The organism is Acinetobacter sp. HZNU-JH01, assembly GCF_037996845.1.
Taxonomy (GTDB): domain Bacteria; phylum Pseudomonadota; class Gammaproteobacteria; order Pseudomonadales; family Moraxellaceae; genus Acinetobacter; species Acinetobacter haemolyticus.
The window spans coordinates 563058-577916 of the sequence record NZ_JBBMZX010000001.1; the positions used below are offsets into that span (position 1 = coordinate 563058).

At 38.7% G+C, this 14859-nt stretch carries 16 protein-coding genes; 6 read left to right on the forward strand and 10 right to left on the reverse strand.

Going from position 1 to position 14859, the window contains the following annotated elements:
- Positions 1–38: 38 nt before the first annotated feature.
- Positions 39–917 carry an NAD(P)/FAD-dependent oxidoreductase gene (locus AAC851_RS02775; RefSeq protein WP_340600456.1) on the reverse strand — a complete coding sequence of 293 codons (879 nt, stop codon included), beginning with the start codon at positions 915–917 and terminating at the stop codon, positions 39–41.
- 109 nt (positions 918–1026) lie between these two features.
- On the opposite strand from AAC851_RS02775, the gene AAC851_RS02780 reads away from it, so the two are divergent.
- On the forward strand, positions 1027–1473 hold the full coding sequence (locus AAC851_RS02780) for an Rrf2 family transcriptional regulator (protein ID WP_320532341.1): 447 nt from the start codon (positions 1027–1029) through the stop codon (positions 1471–1473).
- 124 nt (positions 1474–1597) lie between these two features.
- Positions 1598–2053, forward strand: coding sequence for a DUF441 domain-containing protein (locus tag AAC851_RS02785; RefSeq protein ID WP_004638660.1), 456 nt, complete (start codon positions 1598–1600; stop codon positions 2051–2053).
- Between the two features lie 95 nt (positions 2054–2148).
- On the opposite strand, the gene AAC851_RS02790 is transcribed toward AAC851_RS02785, so the two are convergent.
- The gene (locus AAC851_RS02790; RefSeq protein WP_340600457.1) at positions 2149–3069 is read right to left on the reverse strand and encodes a LysR family transcriptional regulator; all 921 of its coding nucleotides are present in this window, start codon (positions 3067–3069) and stop codon (positions 2149–2151) included.
- A 243-nt stretch (positions 3070–3312) separates the two neighbouring features.
- Here AAC851_RS02790 and AAC851_RS02795 point away from each other — a divergent pair, with 243 nt between their 5' ends.
- On the forward strand, positions 3313–3972 hold the full coding sequence (locus AAC851_RS02795; RefSeq protein WP_004638658.1) for an epoxyqueuosine reductase QueH: 660 nt from the start codon (positions 3313–3315) through the stop codon (positions 3970–3972).
- A 47-nt stretch (positions 3973–4019) separates the two neighbouring features.
- Here the strand turns inward: AAC851_RS02795 and AAC851_RS02800 are convergent, their stop codons facing one another.
- Complete coding sequence (locus AAC851_RS02800) at positions 4020–4811, reverse strand: DUF4198 domain-containing protein (RefSeq protein WP_340600458.1); 792 nt, start codon at positions 4809–4811, stop codon at positions 4020–4022.
- Positions 4812–5041: 230 nt separating this feature from the next.
- Here AAC851_RS02800 and AAC851_RS02805 point away from each other — a divergent pair, with 230 nt between their 5' ends.
- Positions 5042–6262, forward strand: a complete 1221-nt coding sequence (locus tag AAC851_RS02805) for an MFS transporter (RefSeq protein ID WP_340600459.1) — start codon at positions 5042–5044, stop codon at positions 6260–6262.
- Positions 6263–6307: 45 nt separating this feature from the next.
- On the opposite strand, the gene AAC851_RS02810 is transcribed toward AAC851_RS02805, so the two are convergent.
- The 6 genes from AAC851_RS02810 to AAC851_RS02835 all read right to left on the reverse strand — a co-directional run bounded on the left by AAC851_RS02810 (position 6308) and on the right by AAC851_RS02835 (position 11928).
- The gene (locus AAC851_RS02810) at positions 6308–7258 is read right to left on the reverse strand and encodes a siderophore ABC transporter substrate-binding protein (RefSeq protein WP_075315728.1); all 951 of its coding nucleotides are present in this window, start codon (positions 7256–7258) and stop codon (positions 6308–6310) included.
- Positions 7259–7267: 9 nt separating this feature from the next.
- Entirely contained in the window at positions 7268–8032 is a 765-nt protein-coding gene (locus AAC851_RS02815) for an iron ABC transporter ATP-binding protein (RefSeq protein ID WP_004638654.1), read from the reverse strand.
- Positions 8023–8979 carry an iron chelate uptake ABC transporter family permease subunit gene (locus tag AAC851_RS02820; RefSeq protein ID WP_005081105.1) on the reverse strand — a complete coding sequence of 319 codons (957 nt, stop codon included), beginning with the start codon at positions 8977–8979 and terminating at the stop codon, positions 8023–8025. The genes AAC851_RS02815 and AAC851_RS02820 overlap by 10 nt, the downstream gene beginning before the upstream one ends.
- Positions 8972–9925 (reverse strand): ABC transporter permease, encoded by a 954-nt coding sequence (locus AAC851_RS02825; RefSeq protein WP_008941048.1) that lies wholly within the window; start codon positions 9923–9925, stop codon positions 8972–8974. Before AAC851_RS02825 ends, AAC851_RS02820 begins: the two co-directional genes overlap by 8 nt.
- Positions 9926–10245: 320 nt before the next feature.
- On the reverse strand, positions 10246–10863 hold the full coding sequence (locus tag AAC851_RS02830; RefSeq protein WP_075315731.1) for a LysE family translocator: 618 nt from the start codon (positions 10861–10863) through the stop codon (positions 10246–10248).
- A gap of 90 nt (positions 10864–10953) precedes the next feature.
- Entirely contained in the window at positions 10954–11928 is a 975-nt protein-coding gene (locus AAC851_RS02835; protein ID WP_008941046.1) for an ion transporter, read from the reverse strand.
- 269 nt (positions 11929–12197) lie between these two features.
- Between AAC851_RS02835 and AAC851_RS02840 the strand changes: the two genes are divergently transcribed.
- Positions 12198–13655 (forward strand): DASS family sodium-coupled anion symporter, encoded by a 1458-nt coding sequence (locus AAC851_RS02840; RefSeq protein WP_008941045.1) that lies wholly within the window; start codon positions 12198–12200, stop codon positions 13653–13655.
- Positions 13656–13737: 82 nt separating this feature from the next.
- On the opposite strand, the gene AAC851_RS02845 is transcribed toward AAC851_RS02840, so the two are convergent.
- Positions 13738–13959 carry a hypothetical protein gene (locus AAC851_RS02845; RefSeq protein ID WP_340600460.1) on the reverse strand — a complete coding sequence of 74 codons (222 nt, stop codon included), beginning with the start codon at positions 13957–13959 and terminating at the stop codon, positions 13738–13740.
- A gap of 88 nt (positions 13960–14047) precedes the next feature.
- Here AAC851_RS02845 and AAC851_RS02850 point away from each other — a divergent pair, with 88 nt between their 5' ends.
- Complete coding sequence (locus AAC851_RS02850) at positions 14048–14794, forward strand: hypothetical protein (protein WP_340600461.1); 747 nt, start codon at positions 14048–14050, stop codon at positions 14792–14794.
- Positions 14795–14859 lie beyond the last annotated feature (65 nt).

A 14859-nucleotide genomic window follows, 5' to 3' on the forward strand; every position in this document is an offset into this window, starting at 1 on the left:
TGTTTAATGTGAATATGACCTTTAAACCCTATGTTAACTTAGAAAACCAATGATCGATGTGCAGCAACACCAGCCATCGTCCCATCGCCTACAGCCAATGAAACTGATCCACCTAATCGAGCTACATCTCCACACGCAAAAACACCAGATATTGATGTTTCTTTTAAGGCATTGGTTTTAATCATTTGCCCCATTGGGTTGTGCTCCAACTCACATGCGAGCTTATGTATCCAATCTTGAGAAATTACACATTGGGTTGTGACAAATATCCCTTCAAAAGTAATATGATTTTGATCAGACAGTACAACTGTGCTGTGTTCAATAATTTCTGCAATAGGCCTTTTTTCAATCACGACATTTCTTTCAATCAACTGTGCTTCTACTTCAGCGGCTAAAGGCTGGCCATTCAAAAAGTAGGTCACGCTCCCCCATTCGGGTAATAACATTGCCATATGGGCTGAATGCTCAGAACTTGCAATTAACCCAATTTTTCCTTGATTTAACTCATAACCATGGCAGTAAGGGCAATGAAAAATACTTTTGCCCCAACGTTCTTTAAGCCCTTTGATCTCAGGCAGTTGATCTTGTACGCCAGTAGCAATGATGATTCTTTTCGCATTTACCGCCTGTGTACCATCAATACAAATATGAAAAAGATCATCTTTTTTTTCTAACCGCTTTACCTGCCCATCAATCCAGTCCACTGTTGGGTATTGAAGTAATTGCTGCTTGGCGATCTGTGCGATTTCGCTCGCAAGCGTACCATCTTGTGTTAGAAAACCATGTGAGTGATCTGCAAAGCGATTTCTACGTTGCCCTGCATCTATTATTACGACTTTTCTTCTTGCACGACCCAGTGGCAAGCCTGCTGCCAAACCGGCATAACTACCACCAATGATTACCACGTCATAATTCATTTTCACACACCATTAAGTAACTTTTAAAGTTACAATAATGCCTTTTATTTATATTTGCAACTTTTAATGTTACATTAGTGTCTCAATTCTAAATTAGCCTTATATTCCTATGCGTACCGATAGCAAACTTTCTCGAATGCTCCATGTGCTACTCCATATGGCACGTCAAAACAAGATTTTCACTTCGGAAGAAATTGCACATATGCTTTCAACCAATGCTGTAGTCGTCAGACGTACAATGGCAGGATTAAAAAATGCAGGTTTTATACAATCGGTAAAGGGACCCAAAGGAGGTTGGCATCTTATAGCTGACTTAGAAAAAACAACATTATTAGATATTTATAATGCAGTAGGCGAACCAACCATTTTCGCAATCGGTAATGAACGAGAAAATCCAGAATGTGGTGTTGAACGTGTTGTAAATGCGGCCTTAGAAGATGCGATGCAACAAGCACAAGATATTCTTTTAGCAAAATTAAAAGCAACGACACTCGCTAACCTTGCATACGCGTTTGATCAACTTTATCAAGCCAAAATGCATAATTATCATGCATAAAATCTTAATGACAGCATAGACAAAGTAGATCAAAGAATCTGCTTGTTTTACCATCATGTAAATTATTGGTAGGTAGCTTCACAAATTACGATACAATTCAACTTTATTGCTTTTTCTTCTCAATATGTTTTCTCAGCTTGATGTTAATTTATTGGTACTCATCATCTTACTTGCTTGTGGCGTTTTTAGTCACAATACGGCGGTTACGATAGCTGCCGCTGTATTGATTGTGGTGAAACTCACACCTTTAGACCAATTTTTCCCTTATATCCAGCAACATGGCTTAAATATTGGAATTATTATTCTAACCATTGGTGTCCTCGCGCCGATTGCGAGTGGCAAGATCAGTGGCGATAATATTTTAAAGTCTTTCATCAGTGTGAAGTCTTTAATCGCCATTGCCATAGGATTATTGGTTGCATGGCTGGGCGGTCGTGGCATGAAACTTATGACCAGTCAACCCGATGTCATTGCAGGCCTATTGATTGGTACAGTTGCAGGGGTTGCATTACTCCGTGGTGTACCTGTAGGTCCTTTGATCGCAGCAGGTATCCTTTCACTTTTGATTGGAAAATCCTAGTCAACGATTCAACCATAAGTAAGGACACTGAGAAAAGTGAAAAATCACTTAGAAACAACCCTGCTCCTAAGTGATTTTCTGGGCACCACCATATATTAGCGTTCGTAATATACTGTACGTTTTTTTGAAAATTTTTCTAATTGCTTTAAAAAGCCCTCAAAATAATTTTTCTCTTTTTCTTCAGTTCGATAGCCCGCATACAGTGTACGTCTTAGACCCTGCGGTGCAACACAATCCAAGCGGCGACTAACAACCCAACCTTTTTGTTCATATTCATTGACGACCCAATCAGGCAAAGCCGCTACGCCCCGCCCACTAGCAACCAACTGAATAAGCATTTGGGTTAAATCTGTTGTCCGTATATGTTTAGGCTGAATATTCTCAGGAATAAACAAGTGCGCCATGATATCCAAACGATGTTTATCAACTGGATAAGTAATCAAGGTTTGCTCAGCTAAATCCTGCACTGTAACTTGTTCGGCTCGCACAAGTGGATGTGTATTGGATAACACTAAACGCGATTCATATTCAAAAATTGGGAAATATTCGATCCCTTTTAAAGCGATAGGATCAGCTGTAATCAATAAATCAAATTCAGCATTTTGCAACAATTCATGTGGATTGGATTCAAAACCTGCTGCAAAGTCCAAATCCACATCTGGGTATTGGTGACGGTATTGATTCAATAACGGCATCAACCAGTCAAAACAGCTATGGCATTCGGAAGAAAAAATAATACGTCCTGTCTGCCCATGCACAATCCGAGTAATGTCCGTTTGGGCTATCTGTACTTGCGGCAAGATATCATCTGCAAGCTTGAGCAGGCGTTGTCCGACATTGGAAAAAGTCACGGGACGACTGCGACGATTTACCACCTCTGCCCCATACCAATGATCCAATTCTTTAAGTTGATGAGAAATCGCGGATGGTGTTAAACATAAATCCGCTGCTGCAGCAACCAATGAACCATGCTCTCGTAAAGCAATCAATGTTTTTAAATGACGAAGCTCTAACACGACCAAAACCAAAATTGAATTTAATTCATCTTAACATAAAATTAATTAGCTTACCTCAATATGACTTTACTTTATCATTCACATATTAAACAGCGCATACACGAGAAAATATTTTGAACTGTTTGCAATTTTTGAAGTTAAATTAATTTCATTTTATGCTGAAAAACTTTCACTAAATTCAGCATTTTGTGTCACCTAAAACTTTTAAAATAATCAATATTTCACTTATTTCTCTTGTTAAACATGTCTCTTGAACGCCAAAAGCTTACACTGCCTGAAGGTCACGATAAATTATTATTACATTCATGCTGCGCACCTTGTTCAGGTGAAGTCATGGAAACCCTCATCGAATCTGGTATCGACTTTTCGATTTTTTTCTATAACCCAAACATCCATCCAGTCAAAGAATATTTGATTCGTAAAGAAGAAAACATTCGTTTTGCAGAAAAACATAATATTCCGTTTATCGACTGTGATTACGATACCGATAATTGGTTTGCTCGCGCGAAAGGCATGGAGAATGAGCCTGAAAAAGGCATTCGTTGCACGATGTGTTTTGACATGCGTTTTGAAAGAACCGCATTATATGCCCATGAACATGGCTTTAGCTTGATTAGCAGCTCATTGGGTATTTCTCGTTGGAAGAATATGCAGCAAATCAATGACTGTGGTCTTCGCGCCGCTGCACATTATCCTAATATCGAATACTGGGATTATAATTGGCGCAAGCATGGCGGTGCAGTACGTATGCTAGAAATCAGTAAAAGAGAAGAATTCTATCAACAAGAGTATTGTGGTTGTGTTTATTCGTTAAGAGACACCAATCGCTGGCGTATGAGTAATGGACGTGATCGCATTAAATTGGGTGTAAAATTTTACAGCAATGCGATGGATGATGAATAAAATGAATAAGCTGATCCATACATATATAGATCAGCTTATGATCAGGATTAATTTACAGATAAACTAATAATGCTATAAAACTGATTACTTGGTTTTTTCTTGCTATCAACCGACTCTGTAACTTCTACTAGATACTCACCTGCGCGTGGAAATGTTAAATCTACAGATCCATCAGCGCCTGCTTTTAGTGTTTGCGCTTGTTCATCCGTTGCACCCTTAGCACGGACTACAACTTCTGCATTGGCTAAAGGTTGATTTGCTTTCGCAACTTTTACTTTTGTAGGCTGATTAGCTTTTAATTCATTCGGATGTGTTGAAAACTCAACTTGAATCGGCGCTGCGATTGGCTGTACAGGTGAAGCTTTTTCCTTTGTCACGTAGGTCAATAAGGTCCATTCACGGGTGACTTCTACAGGATTAATTTTCTTAGTTTTAAGATCGGCAGGGATCAGATAATCTCGTTCAGATTTTGCAGGTGCTTTATCCGCTGCCATATCAAAGAACAATTTCCATTCTTTTTGATCTTGCACATATTTCAACGGATAGCTTGCTGTGGTTTGCACTTGATAAGTACCCGCTTCAGGTAATTTCAAATCAAATACCGTAGCTGTTCCCAGTTTTGAGTCTGGCTCTACCGTGCTTTTAACTTGTTTTGGATCGGTGATTTCAAACTTCGGACTTTTTAATGCATATTCACTATGCAAAGCTTCTTCAGCATAACCAGCCAAAATTGCAACCTGCGTGTTGGTAGTTTGATATGCGATTGGTGCAACATAAGGTTCGTGTGCTGTGCTGTAACCTGAGATCAGTGCCAATGATGCTATCAATAATTTATTCACAATTGTTTCCCATCCTTTCCCCCACATACTCATTGATTAAGCGTAGTGGTTTAGCCAATTATTTTATGCATTGCATTATACATAAATGAAAATAATTATCATAAAGATTTAGTATTATCATGCTAATTTACGATTGCAAATTTAGGTGACATCTATAAAATTTGTGCTCTTTTTCACATTTCTGTGATCTGCCCGATATAATATCTTCGCTTAATTTGCTTCGAGACCCTATGTCCTCCCCAAACGCTCCCTCGCTTAGCTCTCCATTAAAAAACTATTCTTTATTTCTCGTGATTTTTTCACTTGCGATTGGTAGTTTTTGTATCGGTACAACTGAATTTGTTGCAATGGGACTAATTCAAGAAATTGCGACTGATTTAAATGTCAGTGTCCCTCATGCTGGATATTTCATTAGTGCCTATGCACTTGGTGTGATGGTTGGTGCTCCCATTATTGCGATCTTGGGTGCCAAAGTTCCTCGTAAAACATTGCTACTTGCATTGATGTTATTTTATGGCCTAGCAAATGCTGCAACTGCCTTAGCAACAAGCTCAGAAGCCATGTTAGTCTCTCGTTTTATTGCAGGTTTTCCGCATGGTGCTTACTTTGGCGTAGCGGCTTTAGTTGCAGCAGAACTAGCGGGTAAACAACGCCGAGCGATTGCAATTGCTCAAGTGATGATGGGACTTACTATCGCGAATGTGATTGGTGTACCCATCGCCACATGGCTCGGTCAACAATTCGGCTGGAAAACTGGTTTTGAATTTTCTGCTGTCATTGCCTTTATTACTTTGGTCGGCATCGGACTTTTTGTTCCCAACATTCGCCCACAAAAAACTGCAAGTATTCGGGCTGAGTTGAAAGGCTTAAAAAATATTAATATGTGGCTCACCCTAGCAGTCGGTGCGATTGGTTTTGGCGGTATGTTTTCCGTTTATAGTTACGTCTCCCCGATCCTCACTGAATATACACATGCCGATATTTCTGTTGTTCCTATTGCGTTGGCAATCTGGGGCGTGGGTATGGTCATTGGTGGTTTAGTTGCGGGTTGGCTTGCAGATCGGCATTTGTTTAAAACCATGATTGGGATTTTAATCAGTTCCGCACTCACCTTTGTACTCGCCAGTTTTATGATGGCGAATCTATATACAGCGATTACTGCCTTATTTTTGATTGGCTTTACCGTGATCGGTTTAGGTAGTGCCTTACAAACCCATTTAATGGATATTGCTGGAGATGCTCAAACTTTAGCAGCATCGTTGAATCACTCAGCCTTCAACCTAGCCAATGCGCTAGGTGCTTTTTTAGGTGGATGGGTACTGAGCCATAATATGGGCTGGTTAGCCCCAATTTGGGTGGGTTTCGTTTTAAGCTTAGGTGGTTTAATTGTACTATTAATCGCTTTAGCTTACGCAAAATACTCAGCTAACAAAGAATCTGTCGTCGCTTAACGACAGATTCTGCTTCGTGCTCACACCTCGCTATCATGGCTGAAGCTATTTCACAGCATCAGCGACTTCTTTTACCATTGCCTGCATACCACCTAAACCGTTATTCATTAGATACCAATTGCTCGAATCCAAATAAACAATATTGCCATTTTTGGCAGCTTTAGATTGATTGACAATATTATTATTCAATACCCGTTTTGCACCCTCTTGATTACCCGTGATTGCAGCACCACGATCAATTACGAATAAATAATCTGGATCCTTTTGGGCAATGAACTCGTGTGAAATGGCCATCCCATGCAAGCCCACTTTAATCGAAGCATCTGCTGGGGTAAAACCGTATAAATCATGGATATTACCAAACCGTGAACCCGAACCATAAGCTGCAATCTTGCTGTTATTTACCAAGATCACCAATGCAGTTTTACCTTTGGTTTTTGCTTTTAATGCTGCAATGTCTTGTTCCAAGGTTTTTAATTGTTGTTCTGCCTCAGGTTTCTTGCCGACCATTTCTGCAATATTCAGGGTTTGTTGTTTAAACGAATTAAACTGATCGTTATAATCCACATCTACAAAATAAGTTGGTGCAATTTGTTTAATCTGATTCACCAGATTTTCCATACGCCCACTCATCAAGATCAACTCAGGCTGACTCCCTGCAATTTTCTCAAGATTTGGCTCTTTAACTGTGCCAACATCCAGATATTGACCATTATTGAAGTTCTTTAGCACGTCAGGCAATGGTGTTCCTTTGGGTAAAGCAACGACTTTATCATCTGCCCCAAGCGTATGAATAGTATTCAATGCATTGGTATCTAATACCGCAATACGAGACAAGTTCGATGGGATCGAAATCTGACCTGCTTTACTGTTAAAACTCATCATCTCATGACTGTTTGTAGTTCCTTCCTGTGCCACAGAAGGTTCATTTGAATTACTACATGCAGCCAATACTGCACTCAACATCATGATCGGCAACGTCTTTTTGAACAGCATAACGAACTCCTAACTAATAAAATACAAACCTAATTTGTGTTGCTGAATTTGTTGAATCGGAATATGAAAATCAAAAATCGTTTCTAAAGTGCTTTCATTCATAATCTGCTGCGGATGCCCTTGATAGACCAACTCACCATTTTTCATTGCAATAATGTGATCGGCATACACAGAGGCAAAGTTAATGTCATGAATCACGACAATGATGGATTTGCCATGATTTTCAGCAAGATCTTTCAGCACACGCATAATTTGAGCAGAATGCTTCATATCTAAATTGTTTAACGGCTCATCCAATAAGATATATTCAGTGTCCTGTGCCAAAATCATCGCAATGTAGGCACGCTGCCTTTGCCCACCAGACAGCTCACTTAGCTGGCGATGACGCATCGATTGCAGATCCATATAAGCAATTGAACGATCAATAATGTCTTGATCTTGTTTGGTCAAACGTCCCTGAGAATAAGGAAAACGACCAAATGCCACCAGATCCTCGATACTAAGCCGTAATTCGGTATGATTGGACTGCTTTAAAATCGCCATTTTTTTGGCAATATCCGCACTTTTCATGTCACGTAAATCTTGACCATCCAACAATACCTGTCCCTGATCTGCATCAATCAGACGACTCATAATCGAAAGTACCGTACTTTTACCTGCACCATTAGGTCCAATAAATGCGGTAAATTTTCCTTTGGCAATCGTAACTGAGACTTGATTGACGACGCACTGTTGATGATAGCTTTTTCGTAAATTCTTCAGCTCTATTGCCATTTTTTATTTTCCTTCAATAATATCCAGAAGAAATAAATTCCACCGACAAAGTTAATAATCACACTCAATGTGGTTTTGAAATTCAGTACATGTAATACGATAAATTGACCGAGCATGAGACATAGCACACTCACTAAAACAATACCGAGCAGTAAAATATGATGATGATGGGTTTTAAACAGTTCCAACGTAATATTGAGTACCAATAAGCCAAGAAACATCATAGGACCTGCGAGGGCTGTTGCAGATGCCAGTGCCAATACCACAAGGATCAGTAACAAGCGGCTGGTTTTGTCATAGTTCAATCCAAGATTTAAAGCGTGATCTCGTCCCAACGCCATCACATTCAATATGTGATAATGTCGAAAACTATAAAAAAGAATCGGGAGAATGGTCAGCAACGATAGAGCAACTGTTTCTAACTTCACTACATTAAAACTTGCAAAGCCTGCGTATGCAGCGACTTGAAACTCATCTGGATCGAGCAGGACCTGAAAAAAGGTGGTCATGTTGTCAAATAAAGTCGAACAAATCAGACCAACCAACAGTAAGAAATAAATATTTTGTTGCGCTACTTTTTGGAAAATGAAGCGATAAAGTAATAAAGCAAAAGTCACCATTAACAACAAACTGATCAAATAATCAGTCACAAAGTTAAGCGACAACAACGTACTCGCACCAAAGAAATAAATAATCGCAGTTTTAGACAGTTCGTATAATTTATCCAAACCTAAAGCTTGCGGCGTGACTACGCGATTATTCACAATCGTATGAAAAACCAAGGTTGAAACACCAACTGCAACACCTGCAACAACAATTGCAGCGACCGTTCTTAAACGCAGTCCCAGTGCATACTGCCACGCTACCCCGAGATTCCAACCGAGATATAATCCAATGCTGACCAATACAGCAACCGCAAGCACAACCAGCTTCGTGGTATTATGCATAACGATATCTCCTGAGTAATAACCACAGGAAAATCACACTACCAACCACCCCCATAATCAGGCTGACCGAAACCTCATACGGATAAATCACCACTCGACCAAAAACATCACACAGTAAGACCAGCAATGCACCAAGCAGTGCCGTATGTGAAAGCGTCTTGCGAATATGATCACCTAAATAAAGGCTGACTAGATTTGGCACAATTAAACCGAGAAAAGGAATTGCACCGACAGTCACAATCACCACACCAGTAATCACTGAGACCAGCAGCAGACCTAAGAAAAGTGTCTGTTTATAGTTCAAACCTAGATTTGTCGCAAAGTCTTCACCCAAGCCTGCCAAGACAAAACGATTGGCAAATATATAAATCAATGCAAGAACGGGAATACTTAAATAAATCAATTCATATTGACCATTCAAAATGGTTGAGAAATCCCCTTGCAACCACCCTGCTAAGTTCTGCAACAAATCAAGTTGCAAAGCAATAAAAGTCGTAAATGCAGAAATAATGCTGCCAAAAATCATCCCAACGAGTGGCACAAATACCGTATCTCGGTGCTTTAAAGTGGCAAGAATACTCATAAATGTCATCGCACCAATCAGCGTGACAATAATCGCAAATCCAGTTTTGGCAAAAATAGAAGCACTTGGAAGCAAAATAATCGAAATTAAAACGCCCAGCCGTGCACAGTCATATAAACCCGCTGTGGTTGGTGAAACAAAGCGATTTCGACTTAATGACTGCATAATTAAACCGCAGACACTTAACCCAGCACCTGCAACAACAATCGCCATCAGGCGTGGTAATCGACTCGTCCAAAAGAGTTGCCAATCTTGTGGATTTCCTGCAATCAAGCCAGCAAGACTCATATCCCCTACACCAACAAACAAGGAAATCAATGCCAAAGGTATGAGTAAAACCAGTAAATAGCGCCGTTTAATCATGGCGGGAGAATTTCATTTAATAAACAACCTTAAAAAATGCTTAAAAATTACAATAAACATCAAATAAGAAAGTATCATAAATGATAATTATTATTGTTATCTTTTTTTAATATTTGCTAAACCTGCTTATAACAACTTTAAGTTGTATTAAATATTATTTTCATTAATTGTGTAGCTGGAAAAATATTAGGCTGGGACAGAGTAAGCTTCCTTACTTTTTGATAAGTCCAGTCAAACGACTAAAACTTATCAACAAAGCAAGGTGTTTTTAGATTATACGCAAGAAAGTATGGATGATGCTATGACAACATTTAATATCTTTAAGGGATAAAAAATTTAACTGAATCTTTAATCGGAACGATAACGGATGCGACCAATAACAACGCCATCACTGTATTAAACAATTGAACTTTCCTCGGATGATTTACAATCATTTTCAACTTTTCACCCATATACGCCCACACCCCAACACTTGGAATACTCACCAATCCGAAGATCACACCGATAAAAACGAATTCTACCAATCGACTATTTGCTGAGCTATAAGTCGTAATTGCTCCCATTGCCATAATCCATGCTTTCGGATTGACCCATTGGAATAAAGCAGCGCCCATAAAACTTAATGGCTTATCAACTTTGGTATCGGTTTTAATACTACCCGCTCGATAGATTTTATAGGCTAAATACAATAAGTAGCTAATCCCTATGACTTTTAGAATTTCATAAAGCAAAGGCGAAGAACCTAGTGCCGCACCAATCCCGTAACCGACTAGAATTACCATGACACCAAAGCCAAAACCAATTCCTAAAATATGAGGAATACTTCGCTTTAAGCCAAAGTTCAAGCCAGAAGCAGCCAACATAATATTGTTTGGGCCAGGTGTAATTGAGGTTACGGTTGAATACACAATAAAAGAGAAAAAAGTAAGTAAACTCATATAGAAAATTAATTCATTTGTTCAAATTTTCACTTACTATAACAGTTAACTCTCTCAACTTTTTATTGATTATTACAATAAAATTGATATTTACTCAGATAATTTTTCACCACAATGTGGACAAAAACTTTTTGCTTTATGCTGAGTGGCCTGCTCCTGATCTTCTAAGATTTTTTCCTTCACCAATTGCATAATAATTTCATGAGTTTGCTCTTTAGGTAATCCTACTTTTAAACGAATATTTTCAATCTCACGTTGATCATGTAACAAATCAACTCCCCTTGCTTGTAAAGCTTCGCGAAATTCTTGTTCTAGCTTTTGATTGCGTAAGTTTAATTCATTAGCCAAGCCTGAAGCCAAAATACCTGCTGGAAGTGCTGCAATCCCGACCCCTAAAATAGTGATCATCGCCCCTAAAAACTTACCCATGTTAGTCACTGGTGTTACATCACCGTAGCCGACTGTGGTTAAAGTAACCACCGCCCACCACATGGCCTTTGGTATCGAACTAAACTCTTCTGGTTGAGCTTGATTCTCAACCACATAAATACCAGATGCCGTCATTACAATCATGATAATTAAGATAAAAATAACAGCCTGAAAAGAACCTTTTTCTCGATGGATCACGCGTAATAATATCTGCAACGATACGAAATAGCGCGTCAATTTGAGCAATCGCAATAAGCGTAAAATTCTGAGAACACGTAAGTCGATATTGACAAAGAAATTGAGATACGCAGGAAGAATTGCAAGCAAGTCGATAATTGCTCCACCACTTTTCATCCAAGCAAAGCGTTGCTGCCATGCTGGTGACTGTGGATCTTTTTCGGCAATACTCCATACCCTCAACAGATACTCAACCGAAAAAATAACGATCGAAATATTCTCAAATGTTTCAAATAACACCTGATTTGGATAAAAAATAGAGTCGATTGATTCCAGCATGACTGCCATAGCATTTGCCACAATCAAAAATATAAGAAAGTAGTTAACGCCTCGGCTAAACGTAGTTTGATAGTCATCATCATGCAGTGTGCAATACACAAAACGTCTTAGTTGTGTCATACCGTACTTATAGTTTTATCAAGCAAGTTCAAAATGTAGCATGTTAGATCAGAATTTAATAAAAATTTCTATCACTCTTGCTGTATTACCAGCGATCTAAAATAAATATGGTGATTGAATGAACGATCTCACAAGCAATCAACAAAATACTCTTTGAATTACCGATCTCTAGTCATCGATAATTATGACTTAACGGTTATTTCTTTAAAGATTCACTCATAAAGAACTATAAATTTGATTAAACCCATGACAACAAGGGGAAACAAAACATGGGATTCAAAACTCTCCCTACTTTTATCGCTATATCTATTGCTCTCATTATTTGGTTCATTATTCCTGTGCCGTCTGCTGTTGATCCAGAAGCATGGCATTTATTGGCTATGTTTGTCGGTGTTATTGCCGCCATCATTGGTAAAGCAATGCCAATTGGTGCGATTGCGATTATTGCCATCACCTTAGTCGCCGTGACAGGTGTCACCAATGATAGTCCAAGTGGTGCGATTCAAGATGCGCTTAGCAGCTTTGCTAATCCATTGATTTGGTTGATTGGTATTTCCATCATGATTTCTAAAGGGTTACAAAAAACAGGATTGGGCGCACGCTTAGGCTATTTATTTATCGCCGTTTGGGGCAAGAAAACCATTGGTATTGGTTATAGCATGGTGCTTTCCGAACTGATTCTTGCACCTGTGACCCCAAGTAATACCGCACGTGGTGGCGGGATTATTCACCCGATTGTACGTGCAATTTCTACCAGTTATGACTCTGATCCTGCCAAAGGCACTGAAGGTCGTATGGGTAAATTTCTATCTCTGGTCAATTACCAAGCGAACCCAATTACCTCCGCAATGTTTATTACCGCAACCGCACCGAACCCATTGGTCGTTGATCTCGTGGCAAAGGCAACCAACAGTGAAATTTCATTGAGTTGGAGTACATGGGCATTGGCGATGTTATTACCGGGTTTAATTGCCTTGATCATCATGCCATTGATCATGTATTGGATGTACCCACCTGAAGTTAAAGAAACACCGAATGCTGCTCAGTTTGCAAAAGATAAATTAACAGAAATGGGTAAAGTCAGTCGAAATGAAATCATTATGCTCGGTGTATTCGGTATCTTGCTACTGTTATGGGCTGGTATTCCAGCTATGCTCTTTGGTTCTGCTTGGGCAGTTGATCCAACCACAACAGCCTTTATTGGTTTAGGCCTGCTGCTGATCACTGGTGTACTGACTTGGGAAGATATTCTGACGCAAAAAAGTGCATGGGATACGATCACTTGGTTCGCCGCTTTGGTGATGATGGCGACTTATTTGAATAAACTTGGTTTGATCGCTTGGTTCTCAGGTGTACTCGAAAATAGTATTGGCTCTCTAGGTTTAAGCTGGATGCCTGCATGCTTGTTATTGATGCTTGCTTATCTATATGCTCATTATATGTTTGCTAGTACCACGGCACATATCACTGCCATGTTTGCAGCTTTTTATACGGCTGGACTCGCATTGGGTGCACCACCGATGTTGTTTGCCTTAATGATGGCAGCAGCTTCAAGCATTATGATGACCTTGACCCATTATGCGACTGGCACGTCCCCTGTTGTGTATGGCTCAGGTTACACAACGCTCGGTGAATGGTGGAAAGCTGGTTTTGTCATGAGCGTGGTTAATATTATGATCTTTGTGGTAATTGGTGGACTTTGGTGGAAAGTGTTGGGTTATTGGTAGGATTGGCGAATTGAAAAAAGCCCCTTATGATGGGGCTTTTTTCATATATATTTAAAAGAATACTAAAATTATATCAGTTTCATTAATCAGGCTTGATATCATAAACCCAATTTCGCGCTTGTTGGTCTGTTGTAGTTTCACAGACGTAGTAATCTTGATCCCACGAGTCTTGATGGAAAATTTCCATTTTTCGGTAAGTGACCTGTTTGCAATTTTCGACACATACAAAGCTGTCACCTTGGTCTTTAACAGCACAACCGTTAAGAAAGCCACCAATACATAAGAAATGTGATTGTTTAGCCATTGAATACTAAGATATATAACGAGTTGATTAAATTATAAATCTTATTTACCCTATTTTTAATCATACTAATATAAGTTAATAGTTATATATGCTGCACAATTCTCGATTATGTTGGATATGTAAAACCAATATCGCTGACACAGCAGAACATGCTCTTAAAAAAAGTGATATTGTTCGTGCGTATGGTAAGGGTTCTTACCATAAGTTAGGAGGAAAAAGGCCAATACATTTCAAGGATGGTAAGCAAACTAAACTGCAGGGTCCAAACTCTGATGTAATTAAAAACCCTAAAGACTTATGTAAACAATGTAATAATACATTAAGTCAACCATATGACCGTGCATATGACAAATTCATTCAATACATAATTAATAATAGTGAAATCGTTTTAGAAAAACGTTTTATTGATTTCGAGGATGTATATGGAGATGATTTTTCATCCCAACAAACTCATTTATTCAAATACTTTTTAAAATCTTTTGGTTGTCGAATATATGCTAATCCAAATTTTGAAGTTCCTTTTGATATAGTTGAGATAATTAGAAACGATTTAAAACACTTTAGAACTGGTCTAAAAATTACAATGAGTTTGAATAATAAAGTTATAAATACATTAGGCAGAGATTGCTTTTACTCATTAGTCGGGAAAACTGAAATGACGTATTACAATTTATCAGATAAGCCAAATCAATTTGGTTTTAGTTTTAGCGAACACATAGGTTGGTTTTTTATCAATTATTTTTATCTGATTGATATTAATGAACGTAGTGGAGCTGAGTGGATTGCTAACCGAAAGGTTATATTCATTGGAGAATTAGAAGAGTTTACTTTCTAATAAGTATTTTTAATTTCCTTAGCATTTGCTTCATTAAATATTTAAATGATTTAGTTAATAAAAAT

Excerpts from the sequence above, each read along its gene's own strand:
- AAC851_RS02775 (WP_340600456.1), bottom strand. The coding sequence starts at position 917 with ATGAATTATGACGTGGTAATCATTGGTGGTAGTTATGCCGGTTTGGCA.
- AAC851_RS02780 (WP_320532341.1), top strand. The coding sequence starts at position 1,027 with ATGCGTACCGATAGCAAACTTTCTCGAATGCTCCATGTGCTACTCCAT.
- AAC851_RS02785 (WP_004638660.1), top strand. The coding sequence starts at position 1,598 with ATGTTTTCTCAGCTTGATGTTAATTTATTGGTACTCATCATCTTACTT.
- AAC851_RS02795 (WP_004638658.1), top strand. The coding sequence starts at position 3,313 with ATGTCTCTTGAACGCCAAAAGCTTACACTGCCTGAAGGTCACGATAAA.
- AAC851_RS02805 (WP_340600459.1), top strand. The coding sequence starts at position 5,042 with ATGTCCTCCCCAAACGCTCCCTCGCTTAGCTCTCCATTAAAAAACTAT.
- AAC851_RS02810 (WP_075315728.1), bottom strand. The coding sequence starts at position 7,258 with ATGCTGTTCAAAAAGACGTTGCCGATCATGATGTTGAGTGCAGTATTG.
- AAC851_RS02815 (WP_004638654.1), bottom strand. The coding sequence starts at position 8,032 with ATGGCAATAGAGCTGAAGAATTTACGAAAAAGCTATCATCAACAGTGC.
- AAC851_RS02820 (WP_005081105.1), bottom strand. The coding sequence starts at position 8,979 with ATGCATAATACCACGAAGCTGGTTGTGCTTGCGGTTGCTGTATTGGTC.
- AAC851_RS02825 (WP_008941048.1), bottom strand. The coding sequence starts at position 9,925 with ATGATTAAACGGCGCTATTTACTGGTTTTACTCATACCTTTGGCATTG.
- AAC851_RS02830 (WP_075315731.1), bottom strand. The coding sequence starts at position 10,863 with ATGAGTTTACTTACTTTTTTCTCTTTTATTGTGTATTCAACCGTAACC.
- AAC851_RS02835 (WP_008941046.1), bottom strand. The coding sequence starts at position 11,928 with ATGACACAACTAAGACGTTTTGTGTATTGCACACTGCATGATGATGAC.
- AAC851_RS02840 (WP_008941045.1), top strand. The coding sequence starts at position 12,198 with ATGGGATTCAAAACTCTCCCTACTTTTATCGCTATATCTATTGCTCTC.
- AAC851_RS02845 (WP_340600460.1), bottom strand. The coding sequence starts at position 13,959 with ATGGCTAAACAATCACATTTCTTATGTATTGGTGGCTTTCTTAACGGT.
- AAC851_RS02850 (WP_340600461.1), top strand. The coding sequence starts at position 14,048 with ATGCTGCACAATTCTCGATTATGTTGGATATGTAAAACCAATATCGCT.